The 17632-nt window shown below is 70.4% G+C and carries 21 protein-coding genes; 8 read left to right on the forward strand and 13 right to left on the reverse strand.

The window, feature by feature from the left end:
* Positions 1-7: 7 nt before the first annotated feature.
* From OU415_RS15920 to OU415_RS15945, 6 genes are all read right to left on the reverse strand, one after another.
* A complete protein-coding gene (locus OU415_RS15920; protein ID WP_270949553.1) occupies positions 8-1786 on the reverse strand; it encodes an alpha-D-ribose 1-methylphosphonate 5-phosphate C-P-lyase PhnJ in 1779 nt (592 codons plus the stop codon).
* Positions 1783-2892, reverse strand: coding sequence for a carbon-phosphorus lyase complex subunit PhnI (locus OU415_RS15925; RefSeq protein WP_270949554.1), 1110 nt, complete (start codon positions 2890-2892; stop codon positions 1783-1785). The genes OU415_RS15920 and OU415_RS15925 overlap by 4 nt, the downstream gene beginning before the upstream one ends.
* The gene (gene phnH / locus OU415_RS15930; protein ID WP_270949555.1) at positions 2892-3470 is read right to left on the reverse strand and encodes a phosphonate C-P lyase system protein PhnH; all 579 of its coding nucleotides are present in this window, start codon (positions 3468-3470) and stop codon (positions 2892-2894) included. The genes OU415_RS15925 and phnH overlap by 1 nt, the downstream gene beginning before the upstream one ends.
* Positions 3470-3886 (reverse strand): phosphonate C-P lyase system protein PhnG, encoded by a 417-nt coding sequence (locus OU415_RS15935; RefSeq protein ID WP_270949556.1) that lies wholly within the window; start codon positions 3884-3886, stop codon positions 3470-3472. The genes phnH and OU415_RS15935 overlap by 1 nt, the downstream gene beginning before the upstream one ends.
* Entirely contained in the window at positions 3883-4614 is a 732-nt protein-coding gene (locus tag OU415_RS15940) for a GntR family transcriptional regulator (RefSeq protein ID WP_270949557.1), read from the reverse strand. The genes OU415_RS15935 and OU415_RS15940 overlap by 4 nt, the downstream gene beginning before the upstream one ends.
* A 231-nt stretch (positions 4615-4845) precedes the next feature.
* A complete protein-coding gene (locus OU415_RS15945) occupies positions 4846-5781 on the reverse strand; it encodes a phosphate/phosphite/phosphonate ABC transporter substrate-binding protein (RefSeq protein ID WP_270949558.1) in 936 nt (311 codons plus the stop codon).
* 140 nt (positions 5782-5921) lie between these two features.
* Between OU415_RS15945 and OU415_RS15950 the strand changes: the two genes are divergently transcribed.
* Together OU415_RS15950 and OU415_RS15955 are read left to right on the forward strand one after the other, a co-directional pair.
* Entirely contained in the window at positions 5922-7082 is a 1161-nt protein-coding gene (locus OU415_RS15950; RefSeq protein ID WP_270949559.1) for a cytochrome P450 family protein, read from the forward strand.
* Positions 7083-7426: 344 nt separating this feature from the next.
* Positions 7427-8299, forward strand: coding sequence for a DUF72 domain-containing protein (locus OU415_RS15955; protein ID WP_270949560.1), 873 nt, complete (start codon positions 7427-7429; stop codon positions 8297-8299).
* On the opposite strand, the gene OU415_RS15960 is transcribed toward OU415_RS15955, so the two are convergent.
* The 6 genes from OU415_RS15960 to OU415_RS15985 all read right to left on the reverse strand — a co-directional run bounded on the left by OU415_RS15960 (position 8276) and on the right by OU415_RS15985 (position 11815).
* Positions 8276-9292, reverse strand: a complete 1017-nt coding sequence (locus OU415_RS15960; protein ID WP_270949561.1) for a hypothetical protein — start codon at positions 9290-9292, stop codon at positions 8276-8278. The two genes, OU415_RS15955 and OU415_RS15960, sit on opposite strands and share 24 nt — an antisense overlap.
* A 98-nt stretch (positions 9293-9390) precedes the next feature.
* Entirely contained in the window at positions 9391-10110 is a 720-nt protein-coding gene (locus OU415_RS15965) for a protein phosphatase 2C domain-containing protein (RefSeq protein WP_270949562.1), read from the reverse strand.
* Between the two features lie 2 nt (positions 10111-10112).
* Positions 10113-10559 carry a MarR family winged helix-turn-helix transcriptional regulator gene (locus OU415_RS15970; protein WP_270949563.1) on the reverse strand — a complete coding sequence of 149 codons (447 nt, stop codon included), beginning with the start codon at positions 10557-10559 and terminating at the stop codon, positions 10113-10115.
* A 73-nt stretch (positions 10560-10632) separates the two neighbouring features.
* Positions 10633-10992: a hypothetical protein gene (locus OU415_RS15975; protein ID WP_270949564.1), complete on the reverse strand. Its 360-nt coding sequence runs from the start codon at positions 10990-10992 to the stop codon at positions 10633-10635.
* Positions 10993-11032: 40 nt separating this feature from the next.
* Complete coding sequence (locus tag OU415_RS15980) at positions 11033-11461, reverse strand: hypothetical protein (protein ID WP_408641856.1); 429 nt, start codon at positions 11459-11461, stop codon at positions 11033-11035.
* A 111-nt stretch (positions 11462-11572) separates the two neighbouring features.
* Positions 11573-11815 carry a hypothetical protein gene (locus OU415_RS15985; RefSeq protein ID WP_270949565.1) on the reverse strand — a complete coding sequence of 81 codons (243 nt, stop codon included), beginning with the start codon at positions 11813-11815 and terminating at the stop codon, positions 11573-11575.
* A 153-nt stretch (positions 11816-11968) separates the two neighbouring features.
* On the opposite strand from OU415_RS15985, the gene OU415_RS15990 reads away from it, so the two are divergent.
* Positions 11969-12880: an AurF N-oxygenase family protein gene (locus tag OU415_RS15990; protein WP_270949566.1), complete on the forward strand. Its 912-nt coding sequence runs from the start codon at positions 11969-11971 to the stop codon at positions 12878-12880.
* A 111-nt stretch (positions 12881-12991) separates the two neighbouring features.
* On the forward strand, positions 12992-14452 hold the full coding sequence (locus tag OU415_RS15995; RefSeq protein ID WP_270949568.1) for an FAD-dependent oxidoreductase: 1461 nt from the start codon (positions 12992-12994) through the stop codon (positions 14450-14452).
* A 57-nt stretch (positions 14453-14509) separates the two neighbouring features.
* On the opposite strand, the gene OU415_RS16000 is transcribed toward OU415_RS15995, so the two are convergent.
* Positions 14510-15073 (reverse strand): uridine kinase family protein, encoded by a 564-nt coding sequence (locus OU415_RS16000; protein WP_270949569.1) that lies wholly within the window; start codon positions 15071-15073, stop codon positions 14510-14512.
* Positions 15074-15190: 117 nt separating this feature from the next.
* On the opposite strand from OU415_RS16000, the gene OU415_RS16005 reads away from it, so the two are divergent.
* The 4 genes from OU415_RS16005 to OU415_RS16015 all read left to right on the forward strand — a co-directional run bounded on the left by OU415_RS16005 (position 15191) and on the right by OU415_RS16015 (position 17618).
* On the forward strand, positions 15191-15802 hold the full coding sequence (locus OU415_RS16005; protein ID WP_270949571.1) for a TetR/AcrR family transcriptional regulator: 612 nt from the start codon (positions 15191-15193) through the stop codon (positions 15800-15802).
* 6 nt (positions 15803-15808) lie between these two features.
* The gene (locus OU415_RS16010; RefSeq protein WP_270949572.1) at positions 15809-16564 is read left to right on the forward strand and encodes a glucose 1-dehydrogenase; all 756 of its coding nucleotides are present in this window, start codon (positions 15809-15811) and stop codon (positions 16562-16564) included.
* 35 nt (positions 16565-16599) lie between these two features.
* Positions 16600-16698 (forward strand): zinc-binding dehydrogenase, encoded by a 99-nt coding sequence (locus OU415_RS38245; RefSeq protein WP_333777937.1) that lies wholly within the window; start codon positions 16600-16602, stop codon positions 16696-16698.
* Between the two features lie 116 nt (positions 16699-16814).
* The gene (locus OU415_RS16015; protein ID WP_270949573.1) at positions 16815-17618 is read left to right on the forward strand and encodes an SAM-dependent methyltransferase; all 804 of its coding nucleotides are present in this window, start codon (positions 16815-16817) and stop codon (positions 17616-17618) included.
* Positions 17619-17632 lie beyond the last annotated feature (14 nt).

A 17632-nucleotide genomic window follows, 5' to 3' on the forward strand; every position in this document is an offset into this window, starting at 1 on the left:
TGTGGACTCACCTCCGGGCGGCCGCGACGAGCCGCTGGGTGTAGGGGTGGTGCGGGTCGGCGAACAGCTGGTCGGTGAGGCCCCGCTCGACGACCCTGCCGAGCTGCATCACCAGGCTCCGATCGGTCAGCGCCTCGATCACCGCGAAGTCGTGGCTGACCACCACCGCCGCGATGTCGCGCTCGTCGAGCAGCCCGCGCAGCAGGTCCAGGACCCCGGCGGCCACCGAGGCGTCCAGGCCGGTGGTCGGTTCGTCGAGCAGCAGCACCGGCGGTTCGGTGGCCAAGGCCTTGGCGATCTGCACGCGCTGGCGCATGCCGCCGGAGAAGGTGGCGACGGGGTCGTCCATCCGGGACAGCGGCACTTCCACCCGGTCGAGCAGCTCAGCGGCCCGCTTGCGGATAGCGCGGTAGCCGCGCCAGCCCGCGGCGGTCAGCCGCTCGGCGACGTTGCCGCCCGCGGTGACGCGCAGGTCCAGGCCGGCGGCCGGGTCCTGGTAGACCACGGCCATGGTGTCCACCCGCAGCTTCCGCCGCTGCGCGGAGTCCATCCGCAGGAGATCCGTCGCCCCGCCGTCGACCCCGGCCAGGTGGACGCTGCCGCTGGTCGCGGGCTCGTCGCCGATGACGCAGCGCAGCGCGGTCGACTTGCCCGACCCCGACTCGCCGATGATGCCGAGCGCCTCGCCCGGCGCGACGTCGAAGGAGACGTCCCAGGCCGCGACCACCGCGCCGGTGCTCGGGCTGATCGCGGTGCCGTGCTCCGGCCCGGTCCCGGCCACGGCATTCGCGCCGCCCGGGCCGTAGACGCGACCGATGCCCTCGACCTTCAGCGTCCACTCTGGACCGTCGACCGGGCGGGACAGCTCGACGACCTCCACCGGGCGCCGGTCCACCTCCGGCAGCAGCTCGGCGGGCAGCCGGTGCCCCGCCACATCGGCGTCGCCGGCCTCGACGCGGGAGCACCAGTCCGAGTCGCTGCACACGTACTCGCCCTCGCCGCCGTCGACCAGGAAGCTCGTGGTGGAGCCGCAGTACTTGCAGCTCGCACCCGGCACCTGCTCGACCTCGAACGGGATGTCGTCGAAGGTCAGCGGCACGACGTCGGTGTGCGGCGGGATCGCGTAGATCCGCTTCTCCCGGCCCGCGCCGTAGAGGTTGAGGTGCTCGCACTGGTGCAGCTTGGGCACGTCCCAGCGCGGGACCGGGCTGGTGGCCAGCACGTACCTGCCGTCCACCAGGACCGGGTAGCCGGTGGACTTGGTGATCACGCCGTTGCGGACCATGTCCTCGTACAAGCTCACCCACATCGCCGAGTAGTCGTTCTCGGCGTGCATCCGGGCGCACTCCACGACGGACTTCTGCACGCCGCGCAGCGGTTCCGGCACCGGCACCTGGTAGACCAGCACGTGCTGCCGGGTCAGCCTCTCCTCCGGAACCCGGTGCCGGGTCTGGATGACCGTCGCCTCGCGGGTGTCCGTGCTGGCCGAGCAGCCGGTGGTCGAGGAGATCATCCGGCGCAGGTTGACAGCGTTGACCCCGCCGTCGTCGCCCTGGTCGATCACCTTCACCACGTCCGGCTCGCCGATGACGGCCAGCGTCACCTGCAGCCCGCCGGAACCCCAGCCGCGGGCCACCGGCATCTCCCGGGAGCCGAACGGCACCTGGTAGCCGGGCACGCACACCGCCACCAGCGCGGCCCGGCGGATCTCGCGCTTGGCGCCTTCGTCGAGGATCCCGGCGGCGTTCTCGTCGTCCGCCAGCAGATCCCGCACCGCGGTGCTCATCGGCACTCCTCCCCGAACGGCTCCGGCACGCGCGGCTCGGTCGAGCCGCGCGCTTCGCGCCGGGCGAGCTTGCGGTCCACCATGGACCGGAACGTCACGTAGTGCGGCAGCTTGAGGTGCTCCAGGAAGCCGCCGGAGTCCAGCCCGTCGGTGGTGAGCAGCAGCAGCTGCTCCAGCGGGCTGCCCTCGTCGGCGCGGCGCCAGGCGATGTCCAGGTTCGCCATCGCGATCGCCTTGCGCTCGTTGTGCCCGAAGCAGAGCCCGTACCCGACGTCGAAGCGGGTGCGGTCCTCCTCCGCGCCGTCGAGGTCCTCGATGCCTTCCACCTCGGTCACCCGGATCTCCCCGATCTCCACCGGGTTCCCGGTGTGCGGGTGGGCGATCCGCAGCGGGACGCGGCCGTGCCGGGTGTCGCCGAGGGTGATCTCGTGGACGTCGCCGTCCGGGCCGAGGATCGAGCGGTACCACAGCCCGACCAGCGCGCCGGTTTCGGCGCGGGCCATGCTGGACAGCACGGCCGACCGCGGGGCCGGCGGGCGGGCGGCGCGGCGGGTGATGTCGAACGGTTCCGGGTCCTCGGCTGGTTCGCCGTGCTCGACGACCAGGTCCAGGTCGCGCAGCAACTGGTAGAAGCGGCGCGGGTGCCGTTGCTCGGACGTCCGGTCGGCGCATTCGTCCACAGTGGATTGTTCGGGTTCCGGGCGGTTCTCCGGTCGTTCCAGCAGACGACCCGTGTAGTCGGTGGTGCGGCCGAGCAGCTGCGGGCCGTCCGGGGTGCGGTTGGCCGGGACGATCCGGCGCAGCACCACCATCTCGTCGGTGTCGACGGGCTCGGTGACCGCCAGCCGCGGCAACGTCGAGCGGTGCGCCCGGACCAGGTGCGCCGCTTCCAGCACATCGCCCTCCGCCTGGCGGAACGCGTGCGCGGCGGTCGGCGCGTGGTAGAGCCCGGCCTCGCCCATGATCCGGTCGACGGCCAGCCGGAAGCGCAGGACGATCTGCTCGGTGCTGGCCCACTCCGCCGGCGCGTGGTCGCGCGAGCGGCGCACCAGTCTTTCGGCGGCGAGGATGGCTTCCATCCCACCGCGCACTCCGGAATATCCCATCAAGCACCTTCCTCGACTCGGGTGGAACGCGGCAGCCCGACGACCTCGCCGCCCGGCCCCACCAGCAGCAGGTCGAACCCGGCGGGGAAGGCGATCAGGGCGCGCCGCTGCGCGGCGAAGTCCGCGGGCAACCCGGACACCCGCAGCTCGCGGCGCCCCGGCACCCCGGGCCCGGACAGCCGCAGCAGCGGCCCGTCCTCGAACCCCCGCACTGCCAGGGCGATCAGCGCAGCCTCCTCCGGCGCACCGGCGCTCCCGACGCGGAATCCCGCCAGGTCGTCGACCGGATCGAGCAGCGCAACCAGGCGTGCCTCGGCGCGCTCGACGATCGGCGCGGAGGTCCGGGTGCGCACGAGATCGGCCCAGCCGTCGACGTGCACCGGAGTCTCGAGATCAGCCAGCGCCAACACCGGCAACAACGCCGCCGGGACTCGGGGTTCCGCAATTTCAATGGAATTTCGAGGTCCGATTTCCATTGAATTTGCGGGGAACCGGAGCACCTCGCCAGGTCGGGAGAGGGCGTCCAGCACCGTTCGGAACACCTGTTGCGCCTGCTGGGGCGCCAAGGACGCGGTCATCACAGTTCCTCGAATTCGACGATCGTCGGGGCCAGCTCGGCCCACTCGGCGTGCTCGGCCGCGCGCTGTCTCTCCGCGACCCGCGCGCAGAGCTCGTCGACCTCGGCCTCGGCCCGTCCGGCCTCCACCGCGGCGTCCAAGATCGCTGCGGCCAGTGCGGCAGCCCGGTCGTCGCCGAGCCGCATCGACCAGCCCCGCGATCCGTCCAGCTCCACCTCGGCGCGGCAGGCGAGCACGTCGCCGAGCAGGAACCGGTCCCGCACGATGGGCTCCCTCACCTGCACCGACACGCAACCGACCTCCGGTGCCACCAGCACCGTCGGCGCCGGGCCGGCGGCCAGGCAGGCGTCGGCCAGCTCGATCAGCTCGTCCGGTTCGGCGACCGCGAGCAACGCGGTCCGCTGTTCCCTGTTCACTCGTCCTCCGGTTGGTACGGCCCGTCCATCTCGACGACGATCCGGGCGGAATCCGGGCGCGACCACGAGCGGCTGCACAGCACCGGCCGACCGCTGCCCGCGTCCCGGCTGACGCTCTCCACCAGCCACACCGGCCGGCCGGACTCGATCTCCAGCCCGGCCACCACGTCCGGTCCGGGCAGCGCGTAGCTGACCCGGCACCAGGAGCGGACCGGCTGCACGCGGCTCATCTGGCGCAGGATCGCGTCGACCGACTCGACCCGGTGCACGGCGATGTCGAGGTCGGCCAGCACGTCGGCCGGGATCCACTCGTTGGACCAGCCGTGCAGCAGGTCGTCCACGTGGTACTGGCGGATCAGCAGGCTGGCGTCGCTGCCGACCGGCCGCTCCAGCCGTTCCGCCTCCTCGGCGGGCAGCGGCGCGCGCCGCACGTCCCGCACCACCGAGCGCGGCTCGGCCCCGGCCTCGCGCACCGTCTGGTGCCACGACGGCGCCCGGCGCTGTGAGATCACGTAGTCGATGCGCTTGTTCACGAACGTCCCGGACCCGCGCACCCGACGCACCAGCAGCCGCTTCTCCAGCTCCTGCACGGCGGCCCGGGCCGCCGCCCGGCCCACTTCGAACCGCGCGGCGATCTCGTGCTCACCGGCGATCCGGGTGCCCGCCGGCAGCCCGGCGAGTTCGGCGGCGAGCACATCGGCCATTTCCACGTACCGGCTCCTGACCACGGCAGGAAGCCTGCGCGCCCGGCTTGTCCGGACAACTTCGGTCAACCCAACGCCGAGGACCGCGCAGGTGAACACCCCGCCCACTTGTCACAAAGTCCGCGTTTCCGCAGGTGAGAACCCGTGAGCACTTTGAGTCGCTATAGCAACCCAAAGTGCTCACGGGACCTGACCAGCAGAAACACAGCGGGGACCGCAGTTTCAATTGAAACTGCGGTCCCCAGCCAGGGCCGATCAGCCCTCGGTGCACTGCTTGTCGCGGGTGACTTCGCAGACCTGGCGGACGCTGTCGAAGGTCTTGTCGTCGGCCGGGACGAAGCCCCAGTAGCCTCCGATGTCGCACTTGTCGGTGCAGAACCCGTTCGCCTTCAGGTAGTCGGCGTTGGCCTTGGTGCGGAACGCCTCGGTCACCTTCGCCTTCAGCGCCGGGTCGAGGTCGTCGGAGATCGCCGCCGGGGAGCCCGGGATCAGCTCCGAGCGCCACACCACCCGCAGCTCACCCGGCTTGACGCTGCCCTTCTCCGGCAGCAGCTTGTCCACCATCGCGTCGTAGGCGAACCCCGCCTCGCACTGCCCGCTCTGCACGCCCAGCGCGGACGCGTCGTGCCCACCCGCCATCACCGGCTTCACGTCGCGCTCGAAGTCGACCCCGGCGGTCTGCAGCGCCGCCTTCGGGTAGAGGTAGCCGGAGGTCGAGTTCGGGTCGACGAAGCACACCTGCTTGCCGCGGAAGTCCTCGAGGCGCTGGATCGGCGAGTCCGCCCGCACCAGCCCGTAGGACCGGTAGCCGGGAGCCGTGCCCGGGGTTTCGACCTGCGCGCCGAGCGGTGAGATCCGCACCCCGCTGTTGCGCGCCACCACGTAGGACAGCGGACCGTACATGGCGATGTCGATCTTGCCGGTGCGCTGGCCCTCGATGACCGCCGCGTAGTCGGTGGCCTTCTCCACCCGGATCTTCTTGCCGGTCTCCTTCGCCAGCATGTCGACCAGCGGTTTGAACTCCTGCTCCAGGCTGGTGGAGTCCTCCGACGGGATCGAGGCGAACACCAGCTCGTCCGGGTTGCGCGCGCCGCCCTGGTCGCTGGCCGCGCTCGGCCCGCAGGCGGCGAGACCCAGCGGCAGCACCGCGCAGGCGACAACGGCGAGCAGTCGCCGGGAAACGTTGAACATGCAGGTCCTCCGATCGCGAAGTTGCGCGGAAAGCGTGCGGACGACAGGTGGAGGAGTCGTCGGCTTCGGGTTAAGCGCGGCGGAACGCTGCGGGACGGTCTCGGGCAGCTGACCCCACAACTCGGGTAGGTTCCGGGGACGTGATCGAGATCGACTCCTCCTTCGTCACCGAACCGCGCGCCACCTACGCCCGACTCCGCGAGCAGGGCCCGGTGCACCGCGCCACCGCCCCGGACGGGACGTCGATCTGGCTGGTCACGCGCTATGCCGACGTCCGCGCCGCGCTGGCCGATCCGCGGCTGTCGCTGGACAAGAAGAACTCCGCCGGCGGTTACCGCGGTTTCTCGCTGCCGCCCGCGCTGGACGCGAACCTGCTGAACATGGACGCCCCGGAGCACACCAGGCTGCGGCGGATCATCGGCAAGGCCTTCGCCCCGCGCCGGATCGAACCGCTGCGCCCCCGCGTCCAGCAGCTCGCCGACGCCCTGCTGGACGACCTGACCGAGCGCGAAGCGGACCTGATGCCGGCCTACTGCGGGCCGCTGCCGATCGCGGTGATCTGCGAGCTGCTCGGCGTCGGCGAGGCCGACCGGCCGGACTTCCGCTCCTGGACCGACCACCTGCTCGCCCCGGAAACCCCCGACCAGGCCCGCAACGCGCTCGGCGCGCTCCACGGCTACCTGCTCGACCTGATCGCGGCGAAGCGCGCGAACCCCGGCGCGGACTTCCTCAGCACGCTGGTCTCGCTGCGCGACGAGGAGGACCGGCTCTCCGAGGACGAGCTGACCGCCGCAGCGTTTCTCGTGCTTTTCGCGGGCTACGAGAACACGGTGAACGTCCTGGGCAACGGCCTGGCCGCACTGCTCACCAACCCAGCTGCGCTCGCCAGGGCGCGCCAAGGCATCACATCGTCCACAGTGGACGAACTGCTGCGCTTCGACCCGCCACCGCAGCTCGCGATCCGCCGATTCCCCTTGGTGGACGTGGAAATCGGCGGCGTGACCATTCCCGCGGGCGAAACCGTCCTGCTGTCCCTGGTCTCCGCCCACCACGACCCCGACCGCTACGCCGATCCCGAGCACCTGGACCTCGACCGCGCGGACAACCCGCACCTGGCCTTCGGCCACGGACCGCACTACTGCCTCGGCGCCGCACTCGCCCGGATGGAAACCGAGATCGGCCTGAACACGCTGCTCAGCCGCTTCCCGGACCTGGCCCTGGCGGTCCCGGAACAAGAGCTCCACTGGCGGAACTCCTTCCGCAACCGGGGCCTCCGCACCCTCCCCGTCACCCTCCGCTGACCGGTTCCGCCGCAAATTCCATTGAAATGAGGGTTTTCCATCCTCGTCCTGCGGGACGGTGCGGGTAGCGGAACCTCAGCGCCCGCCTGGACTCCGGGTGCCCGACTTTATGTATGCCAATACACGGCAGTCGGGCCGTCCTCGCCAGGCGAACGCTGAGAACCCGCGGCGGTGCCAGCTGCGAAGGTGGGTTATGCGCCTGCGGCGCATGCGACCCTCACCGCGCGGCGCCGGTCGTGCTTCGCAGTCGCGACCAGACAGGATGAAAAAGGCTCAATCGAAGGTCCGATTTCAATGGAATTTGCGTCATCCCCGCCCCGGAGCCGCGCGTACCGTGGGAAGTGATGCGCTCGACGTCGATTCGGATCGGCACGTCCGGCTGGGTCTACGGACCGTGGCACGGCCCGTTCTACCCGCGCGACCTGCGCCGGGGCGCCGAACTCGAATACCTGTCCCGACGCCTCAACTCCACCGAGATCAACGCATCGTTCTACTCGCTGCAACGCCCGGAGCACTACGCCCGCTGGGCGGAGCAGACCCCGGACGACTTCCTGTTCGCGGTCAAGGGAAGCCGCTACATCACCCACATGAAGAAGCTCCGGGAAGCGGAAACCCCGCTCGCGAACTTCTTCGCCAGCGGGGTCCTGGCCCTGGGCCCGAAACTGGGCCCGCTGCTCTGGCAGCTCCCCCCGTCGCTGCCGTTCGACGCCGACCGCCTCGCGGAGTTCTTCAGCCTGCTCCCCCGCACCACCGGCGCAGCGGCCGAGCTCGCCGCTCGCCACGACGAACGCCTGGAGGGCCGGGCCCTCACCGAAACCGACGCCGACCGCCCCCTCCGCCACGCCTTGGAGGTCCGCCACCCGAGCTTCGCGGCCCGCGAACCGGTGGAGCTCCTCCGCGCCCACGGCATCGCCCTGGTGGTGGCAGACGCGGCAGGCGACTGGCCGCACCTCGAAGACGTCACGACCGACTTCGTCTACCTCCGCTTCCACGGCGCGGAAGAGCTCTACGCCAGCGGCTACTCGTCGAAAGACCTGGACCGCTGGGCAGAACTGATCCGCGCCTGGCACGAGGGCAAGGCCCCGAGAACACCCCGCACGATCGCCCCACCACCTCGAGCTTCGAAACGCCGCCGGGACATCTACGCCTACTTCGACAACGACGTGAAGGCGCACGCACCGGAAGACGCCCTGTCACTCGCCGACCGCTGCACCTGAACCGGGCAGCTCCTGCCGGTCGCCGAACCGGTCGCGAACGAGTTGCGCCAGGTCGCGGTGGCCGTGGGAGTCGAGCGCCTCGGCCAGCCGGTGGCCCAGCGCGGCTCGTTCGTCACCGGTGGCCAGGCGTTCGATCGCGGCGAAGACGTGCTGCTCCGCCCCGACTTCGAACCCGTCCACGACGAACGAGTGCACCGGGTGGATCCAGTTCGGCGCATCGCTGTCCGGAATCTGCCTGTCGTGCGCGGCGGCGGACAGCTTGCGCAGGTTGCTGATCTGGCGGACGGCTTCGTCCAGGTCACCGTCCTCGTGCCGCGCGAGCCACCAGACCAGAGCACTGCCCGGCGACTGCAGCACGTCCTCCGCGAAGTACGTGCGCTTGTTGCGCTCGTGAGCGCGCTGGCGCTCCCAGAGCTCCTCGTCCTTGCGAGCGGCGGCCAACTGCCGCAACCGCTCCTCGTCGGCGTCCGGCAGCGCCAACCGAACCGCGCTCGCCCAGGCCACGACGTGCCCGGACGGGTCCGAACGCGGTGTCCCGAGCACGGCGTTGAGCCGGTACTGCGCCAGATCCCCGTCCTCCGGCGAAGTCTCAGCAGCGATCTGCCCGGCCTGTTCCAGCACCATATCCACTGCGAGCCCGGCCGGATTCGCGTGCGGCAACCCCGGAGCATCGGGCTTGACGTACCAGAAAACCGCACCGGAGAAGGAGAACCGGTACTCCGGATGAGCGCTGCGCAGCGGAGTACCGGACACCTGCTGCTCGCTCGGCTGCGGCAGCGCGGGCTGCTCGACCGGCACTTCTGCCGCTGGCACGTCCTTGCGCCCCACCCGCCCCAACAACCACCAGCTGACGACCCACGGACCGGCGATCGTCAAGCCCACCAACCCGATCCACAACCACGCGGGCCACCCGTAGCGCAGCCCGAGCACCACCCAGATCAGCGCCCCGATCACCGACACGACCTTGACGGCGGTGCGTTGATCCCGATTCATCCCGTTCCCTCCACACACCGGTTGGCTGCCACCCAACTGATTACCGGGTGCGAAGACCCCTGCGAACAGTCCAACCGCATTTGCGCTCGAACAGAGCACTAGAAAGTCAGGAACACCGCGGTGGCGTCGTCGTGGGGTTTGCCCCTGGCGGGTTTCGGGGCGGTGGATTCCGCTTTTCGGACTCTGGTCAGGAGTTCGGTCGGGCCTTCTCGTTCCAGGAGGTCCAGGAGGTTCGGCCAGTCGGACAGGGCGAACATCTCCACGTAGCGGGAGGCTCCGTCGCTCAGGAGGGCTGCTCGGCTGACGTCGTTCAGGGAGCCTTGGAGGGCTTCGTAGGCCGCTTCCGGTTTCGTGCTCGCCACCCAGAAGCCGTCCGGGTGGTTTCGGAGGTCTCGCACCGCTTCCTGCGTGTAGCTGGGGAGGTGGTCCAGGCGGTCGTCGACGATCGCGCCGTGGTCGAAGACGATCGGGCTGTCCGCGAGCACCAGGTACTCGACTTCGTCGCCCGCCCGCAGAATCGACACCGTCGACGACGGGCTGGACGGGTTCCACAGGTCGCAGGTGTCCGCGTGCGCCGCGCAGGTCGACTCGACGGCCTCGGCCAGGAGATCCGCCAACGGCTTTCCGGACGCCACGAGCCGTGCGGCCAGTTCAGCGCCGAGGCGGTGCACCAGCCACGGAACGTCGTGCGCACAGCCACTGTCCACACCGGACGGTGCGGTGGCGCCGTCCAGGACGAAGGCCCAGTTCGGGCCGACGGCGAAGTAGTCCTCGTTCGCCCGGCCCGGCGTTGCCAGCGTCGCGCAGGTCGCCTGCACGCTCAGGCGCCCGGGAGCTGGTGCAGCGCTGACACCAGCGGCGCCAGCTCCGGCGTCTCCGCCGCTTCGGCGAGCGACTTCTCCAGGACCTCGTCGTGGGTCGGGCGCGCCTTCTCCAGCAGCTTACGGCCGGCGTCGGTGAGCTCGGTGTAGATGCCGCGGCGATCGTCCTTGCACAGGATCCGCGTCAGCAGCTCCCGGTCCTCCAGCCTGCTGACCAGCCGAGTCGTCGCACTGCTGCTCAACGCGGTGGCGCGGGCGAGCTGCTGCATCCGCATGTGCCACCCGTCCTGCCGGTTCAGCGCGTCGAGCACCGTGTACTCGACGACCGACAACCCGTGCTCGGCCTGCAGCGCCTTCTCCAGCTCAGCCTCGAGCCGGCCGTGCAGAGCGGCGAGAGTCCGCCAGCCCCGAGCCCGGACCTCAACGGCGTCGTCACCGATACCCATCCCGCACCTCCGCCCCCAAAGCCTACCAACGCGCGCCCACAAGAAGCGCCCGCAAATACTCCTCGCCCGCCGACTAGCCGGCCAGGCGGTGGAAGCCGGTGAGGTGCGGGGTGAAGGGGACGTCGGGGCCCAGGCCGGCTCGGACCCGGGCGTCCGGGTCGCCGAAGACCGCGAAGTCCTTGACGGTGCAGTGCTCCATCACGGCCTGGATGTGGGGGTCCGCCAGCTCCCAGTGCCGGAGGACCGCGTCGGAGTCGCGGTAGAGCTGGAAGCTGGTGCACTCCATCCGGTCCTCGTCGATGAACACCTCCACCAGGAGCTGCGGGCCGTGCTCGCAGGCGAAGTCGACCGCCGCGCGCACCGCCGCCTTGAACTCCTCGAGGTGCCCGTCGGCGATCTGCATCAGGTTCCGGAACAGGATCGGCTCAGTCATGGACCGAGCCTGCAACCTCGACCGCGGTGGAGATCAAGGGTCAGTGGTCGTCGTGGCGGTAGAACATCTCCTCCAGGTGGTCCGCCGTTTCGGCGATGAAGTTCAGCGGGTCGGTGAACTCGTTGATGTCCAGGTTCAGCAGCGGGACCGCGTGGCGGAGCAGGACGTGCTCGCCGACGATCACCGCGCCGCACACCACCGAGACCTGGCCCAGCTCCACCAGCAGCTTCTGCAGGTCCACCTCGGCCGCTCGGCCGATCACCGAGAGCACCTGCACCCAGTCCTCGCGGCCGTCGAGCTCCTCGCGGCCGATGATGACGATCTGGCTGCGGTCGTCCTCGTACTCGACGAGGACGCGGATCTCGTCGCCGCTGTCCTCGATGATGCGGTACTCGGTCTCGGTCTCCGCGTCCTCGGCCACCGCGTACTCGGCCCGGACGAATTCGGCGAGGTCTTCCCAGGTCGCCACGCAACCTCCCCAGTCGCAAAGCGCGCTCCCGGCGCGATTTCCGACGGTGATCGTGCCACGGCGCCCGGTCGCCCGGGCCGGTTTTCCGCCCAACCGGTGACCGCCGGGAGATCAGATCCGGGCGAACAGGACGTACGCCTCCACACCGCCCCTGCCGTTGGCGGTGACCGAGAAGTGCTCGACCGCCCACCCCGCGGCCTCGATCGCCTCGATCCGCTCCGCCCAGGGATCGATCGCCTCGTCCTTCCCGCTGCTCAACGCGATCAGGCGGACGACGAACCTGGTCCGCCCGCCGGTGTGCGCTTCGACCGCCATCTCGGCCAGCTCGGCCGCGCTGTTCTTGAAAAGCCCCATACCGGTCATCCAACCAGGTTCGCGGCGACCCGATATTGCCAATGACCATTGACACGATCGCCGATGTCACCGATGCTGGGATCCGTTACCTCGGGTAACACCTACCCACCGGGTGGGGATCGCCGACGTCATCACCCCCGCAGGGAGCGTCCCATGACCAGCAGCATCGCCAAGAGCGACGAGCAGCCGACCGACCGCCAGGACGTCGCGGACCGGCTGCTGCGCTCATCGGAGGTCCTGTCCTACGACCCCGTCCAGGAAGTGGACTGGGAGACTCCGCTCGACACCGACTACCACGGCACCAGCCCGGAGTGGAGCACGCTGTACGGGACCGCGTACTGGGCGGAGATGACGCCGGAGCAGCAGCGCGAGCTGACGCGCCAGGAGGCCGCGTCGGTGGCCAGCACCGGCATCTGGTTCGAGATGATCCTGCAGCAGATGGTGCTGCGGGACTTCTACGCCAAGGACCCGACCGACCCGGCCTTCCAGTGGGCGCTGACCGAGATCGCCGACGAGTGCCGGCACTCGATCATGTTCGCCCGCGGCGCCGCGAAGCTGCGCGCCCCCGCCTACCGGCCGACGCGCACGGTCGTCGAGCTGGGCCGGGTGTTCAAGACGATCGCCTTCGGCGAAGCCGCCTACGCCGCGATCCTGGTCGCCGAAGAGGTCCTCGACGTCATGCAGCGCGACTGGATGCGCGACGAGCGGGTGGTGCCGTTCGTGCGCACCGTCAACAACATCCACGTCGTCGAGGAATCGCGGCACATGAAGTTCGCCCGCGAGGAGACCAAGGCGCGCCTGGAGGGCGCGAGCTGGCTGCGGCGGCAGATCCAGGCCGTCGTGGTCGCCGGCGCGTCCTACTTCATCGTCACCAGCATGTGGAACAAGAAGGTGTACGAGAACGCCGGTCTGGACGTCAAGCGCGCCGTCCGCGAGGCGAAGGCCAACGAGCACCACAAGTCCATGCTCCGCTCCAGCTGCGCAGGCCTCATGGAGTTCCTCAACTCGGCGGGACTCCTCACGAAGGCGTCGCACTGGTTCTACAAGCGCGCGAACCTGATCTGAAGTTCTCGTCTTGCGTGGTAGCGGAACCTCAGGCCGAGGGGGCTTGAGGTTCCGCGGCAGGCGGAGACCGCGTGCGGATCGCGCCGCTCTTCGAAAGGACCCCCGAACCCCATGCCGTACGCGATCACCCAGACCTGCTGCAGCGACGCGACCTGCGTGAAGGTCTGCCCGGTCAACTGCATCCACCCGACTCCGGACGAGCCGGACTTCGGCACCACCGAGATGCTCTACATCGACCCGGCGACCTGCATCGACTGCAGCGCCTGCGCCGATGCGTGCCCGGTCGACGCGATCTTCCCGGTCGACAAGCTGACCGCGCAGCTCAAGCCGTACGCCGAGGTCAACGCCGCCTACTACGCGGACCGGAGCGTCGAGCACCACGACCCGGCGCCGAACTTCCACCGCTGGGGACCGCCGGTGTTCCACCGCAACATCCCCAGCGACTTCGCGCCGCTGGACGTCGCGGTCGTGGGCACCGGACCGGCGGGCATGTACGCGGTCGAGGACCTGCTGCTGCACACCAACGCCCGCGTCACGCTGATCGACCGCCTGCCGGTCGCCGGTGGCCTGGTGCGCTACGGCGTCGCCCCGGACCACCCGTCGACGAAGAAGATCAGCGAGACCTTCCGCCGCTTCCACACCCACCCGCGCCTCCGCCTGCGCCTGGGCGTGGAGGTCGGCAAGGACGTCTCGGTGGACGAGCTGGCGGCCAAGCACGACGCGGTGATCTACGCCGTCGGCGCGTCTTCGGCCCGCAGCCTCGGCATCCCGGGCGAGGACCTGCCCGGCAGCGTCCCGGCGACCGAGGTCGTGGCCTGGTACAACGGCCACCCGGACGTCGCGGCGGACGCGATCGACCTGTCCGCGGAGCGGATCGTGCTGGTGGGCAACGGGAACGTCGCGCTCGACGTGGCCCGGATCCTCACCTCGGACCCGAAAACCCTGGCGGGGACCACGATTTCGCCCACCGCCCTGGCCCAGCTGCGCGCCAGCAAGGTCCGCGAGGTCGTGCTCCTGGCCCGCCGGGGCCCGGACGCGGCCGCCTACACCTCGCCGGAGCTGCTCGCCCTGGCCCAGCGCGAGGACGTCGACCTGGTCGTGGACGCCCACGACCCGCAGGTCGCCGCGACCATCGACGCAGCCGAACCGGGCACCAAAGCCGCGCTGCTGCAGGGAATCCAGCGCGAATCGGTCGACTGGTCCGCACCGCCGAGCCACGCCCGCCGCCGCGTCGTCCTCCGCTTCAACTCCGCCCCGCAGGAGGTCCTCGGCGAAACGCAGGTCCGCGCGCTGCGCGTGACCGGTGGTGTGGAGATCGCGGCGGGACGCGTGATCCGCGCGGTCGGCTACCGCGGCACCGAACTCCCCGGCCTGCCGTTCGACGCGGAGACCGGAACCATCCCGCACGAAGGCGGTCGGGTGCGGCCGGGTACCTACGTCGTCGGCTGGATCAAGCGCGGCCCGTCGGGCGGCATCGGCGCCAACCGCACCTGCGCCCAGGAAACCGTCGGGACGCTCCTGGACGACGCAGTCGCCGGGCGGATCGGGAAGACGCGCGCGGTCATGGGATGACCGACGCACCCCAGCGAGAAGTCCCGGGAGTTGCCCCCTCCCGGGGCTTTTCGCACGTCAGGTGATCGCACCCCGGCCGTCCAGCCGCACGTCGGCCCGCTGAGCGGTCCCCTCGGTCTCGTAGACCACGCGCTCAGCGGCCATCCAGGCCCGCAAGTGTTCCTCGGCGCCTTCGCCGTCCCGCGCCAAGGTCCGCGCGAGGCGCTCGTCGTCCGGCGCCTCGACCCACACCAGCAGCGCGGTGAGCTCGCCGAACCGCCGCGCCCCCGAGCCGCAGCCCTCGACGACCAGGTACGGAGCACGCGGAACGTCGTGCCACTCGGCGTAATCCCCGGCGTACCAGTCGTACCGCTGGTACCGACCGTCGTGCCCGTCCGCGAGCGGCTCGAGGACCTGCGCACCGACCCGGTCCACGCCGGCGAGCATCCCGTTCCACCCGTCGTACAGGTCGTCCATGTGCACGACCTGCGCGGGCAACGCCTCCGCGAGCTGGTCGGCCAGCGTCGTCTTCCCCGAACCCGAAGGCCCGTCGATGAGGACGAGCCGGGTGCGCCCGAGCCGCGGAGCCGCCTCCCGCACCCGCTGGACGAGCTCTTCCAGCACGTCAGGACCAACGCTCACCTGGCACTCCGCACGACCGTTCCAGCACTGCACCGGGATTCTCCGCCACCGGCGTGTGACCACCCCGACCCGGTACCTTAGTGGCAGTTTCTGCCACTAAGGGGCTACGCTGGATCCGTGGCCAGGAAAGCTCTCGACCAGGACGAACTGCTGGTGATCTCCCGCCGCTGCGCAGCGGTCTTCGCCGATGCCGGCGATTCCTCGCCCACCGTGGCGCGGCTCGCGGAGGCGGCCGGGATGTCGCAGCGGAGCTTCTACCGGTACTTCCCCACCAAGGAGGAGTGCCTGCGGCCGCTCTTCGACGGCGGCAGCCGGGCGTTCACCGACGCGCTCGCCGCGCAGCCGCCCGGCACCGCACTGGCCGACGCGATGCTCCGGGCCTTCGACCTGACCTACTCGACGAGCAGCGATGAAGAGGCGCGCGCGCTCATGGCGGTCGTCTTCGCCGATGCCGTCCTGCGGAGGGTCTGGCTGCAGGCCACCTACGAGATCACCGAACTGCTCAGGCCGAGCGTCGCCGCACTGCTCGGCACACCGGCGGACGACTTGCGCACCACCGCGGTGTGCGGGCAGGCAGCGCTGCTGAACATCGTCGCCCTCGAGCATTCGATCCGGGACGAAACCCCGCTCGCGGACACGGCCCGCGCCGCAGCCGCCGCGCTGTTCGGCCCGCTCTCACAACCCCGGACCGCGACGCCGCACGACGCCGCGAGAACTACGACGAAGTAGGGAATCATGGATCTGTCGAACAAGGTCGTCATCGTCACCGGTGGTGCCCGCGGGCTCGGAGAAGCCTTCGCGCGCGGCATCGTGGCAGCGGGCGGCAAGGTGATGATCGGCGACGTCCTCGAGGCCGAGGCCGCCGCGGTGGCCGCCGACCTGGGCGATGCCGCTCGCGCCACGCACCTCGACGTCACCGATCCCGAGTCCTGGCAGGCCGTCGTCGCCGCGACCGAGGAAGCGTTCGGGTCGGTGACCGGGCTGGTGAACAACGCCGGTCTGGTCGCATCGGGCGTCAAGCTCGTCGACGAGCCGCTGGACACCTTCCAGCGCGTCATCCAGGTCAACCTGGTGGGCGTCCAGATCGGACTCCAGGCCGTGGTGCCCGCGATGCGGCGCGCCGGCGGCGGATCGATCGTGAACATCTCGTCGGCCGCCGGCCTGGTGGGCATGGAGCTGACCGGCGCGTACGGCGCGTCCAAGTGGGCCGTGCGCGGCATGACGAAGGTCGCCGCCGTCGAGCTCGCGCCGGAGCACATCCGCGTGAACTCGGTGCACCCCGGCATGGTGCTCACCCCCATGACCGCCCAGACCGGGATCAGCCCCGACGAGGGCGCTTACCCCGCCGCCCCGGCCGGTCGGGTCGGCCGCCCGGAGGAGCTCGTCGGAGCGGTCACGTACCTGCTCAGCGACATCGCGAGCTACACGACGGGCGCGGAACTCGCCGTCGACGGCGGCTGGACGGCCGGCCCGCCCATGCCCGGCCACTGAGCGACCACCACGACGGGAGGACCTCCGCAGTCCGGATCCCGATCGCCCGGACCTTCCCGCTCGAGGACATCGCCGCAGCCCAAGACCTGTCCGCCGAAGGCCACGTCCGGGGGAAGCTCGTCCTCCAGCGCTGAAATCCGGTGAACACCCGGTGAATCGGGCGGCACAGTCCGATTCACCGGGTCCACCCCTGATGACGGGGGACCTCGATCGCTGGGAGCATGGCGGCACCGCGATCGGAAGGAACAGGATGAACGACGGGCCCCACGTCGATCTGCAGACCGGGCGAGCGCACGGCGCGCGGATCTACGACTACATCCTCGGCGGCAAGGACAACTACGCCGTCGACCGCGCCGCCGCGGAAGCCACGTTGCAGATCTGGCCCGCCCTCCCGGTGCACATGCGCGCCAACCGCGAGTTCATGCACCGCGCCGGTCGCTACCTGGCCACCGAATGCGGCATCGACCAGTTCCTGGACGTCGGCACGGGCATCCCGACCTCGCCGAACCTGCACGAGGTGGTGCAGGAGGTGCGCCCGGAATCGCGCGTCGTCTACACCGACAACGACCCCATCGTCCTCGTGCACGCCCGCGCGCTGATGTCCAGCACCGAGCAGGGCCGCACCGCCTACGTGGACGCCGACCTGCGCGCCCCGGACACGATCCTCGACTCCCCCGAGTTCCGCGAAACCCTCGACCCGAACCGGCCGATCGGCCTGATGCTGATCGCGATCGCGCACTTCATCGAGGACGACGAAGAAGCCCTCACCGCCACCCGCCGGATCGTCGACGTGCTCCCCTCCGGCAGCTACCTGGCGGCCACCATCGCCACCGACGACTTCGCCCCGGAAACCCTGGCAGGAGTCCGCCGAACCTACCGGGAACACGGCGAAACCCTCCGCTTCCGCACGAAAGCCCAAGCAGCCCGCTTCTTCGAAGGCCTCGACCTGGTCGACCCCGGCCTGGTCCAAATGCACAAGTGGCGCCCGGACACCACCCCGCAGGCCAACGACGCCGACATAGCCATGTACGCAGCAGTAGCCCGAAAACCCTGACCAGCGCAGTGGGC

This window comes from Saccharopolyspora oryzae (genome assembly GCF_027853915.1).
Classification (GTDB): domain Bacteria; phylum Actinomycetota; class Actinomycetes; order Mycobacteriales; family Pseudonocardiaceae; genus Saccharopolyspora; species Saccharopolyspora oryzae.

What these genes read in the sequence shown, in the direction of transcription:
- OU415_RS15920 (WP_270949553.1), bottom strand. Translation starts at nt 1,786, where the DNA reads ATGAGCACCGCGGTGCGGGATCTGCTGGCGGACGACGAGAACGCCGCC.
- OU415_RS15925 (WP_270949554.1), bottom strand. Translation starts at nt 2,892, where the DNA reads ATGGGATATTCCGGAGTGCGCGGTGGGATGGAAGCCATCCTCGCCGCC.
- phnH (WP_270949555.1), bottom strand. Translation starts at nt 3,470, where the DNA reads ATGACCGCGTCCTTGGCGCCCCAGCAGGCGCAACAGGTGTTCCGAACG.
- OU415_RS15945 (WP_270949558.1), bottom strand. Translation starts at nt 5,781, where the DNA reads ATGTTCAACGTTTCCCGGCGACTGCTCGCCGTTGTCGCCTGCGCGGTG.
- OU415_RS15955 (WP_270949560.1), top strand. Translation starts at nt 7,427, where the DNA reads ATGCGCTCGACGTCGATTCGGATCGGCACGTCCGGCTGGGTCTACGGA.
- OU415_RS15960 (WP_270949561.1), bottom strand. Translation starts at nt 9,292, where the DNA reads ATGAATCGGGATCAACGCACCGCCGTCAAGGTCGTGTCGGTGATCGGG.
- OU415_RS15970 (WP_270949563.1), bottom strand. Translation starts at nt 10,559, where the DNA reads ATGGGTATCGGTGACGACGCCGTTGAGGTCCGGGCTCGGGGCTGGCGG.
- OU415_RS15975 (WP_270949564.1), bottom strand. Translation starts at nt 10,992, where the DNA reads ATGACTGAGCCGATCCTGTTCCGGAACCTGATGCAGATCGCCGACGGG.
- OU415_RS15985 (WP_270949565.1), bottom strand. Translation starts at nt 11,815, where the DNA reads ATGGGGCTTTTCAAGAACAGCGCGGCCGAGCTGGCCGAGATGGCGGTC.
- OU415_RS15990 (WP_270949566.1), top strand. Translation starts at nt 11,969, where the DNA reads ATGACCAGCAGCATCGCCAAGAGCGACGAGCAGCCGACCGACCGCCAG.
- OU415_RS15995 (WP_270949568.1), top strand. Translation starts at nt 12,992, where the DNA reads ATGCCGTACGCGATCACCCAGACCTGCTGCAGCGACGCGACCTGCGTG.
- OU415_RS16010 (WP_270949572.1), top strand. Translation starts at nt 15,809, where the DNA reads ATGGATCTGTCGAACAAGGTCGTCATCGTCACCGGTGGTGCCCGCGGG.
- OU415_RS16015 (WP_270949573.1), top strand. Translation starts at nt 16,815, where the DNA reads ATGAACGACGGGCCCCACGTCGATCTGCAGACCGGGCGAGCGCACGGC.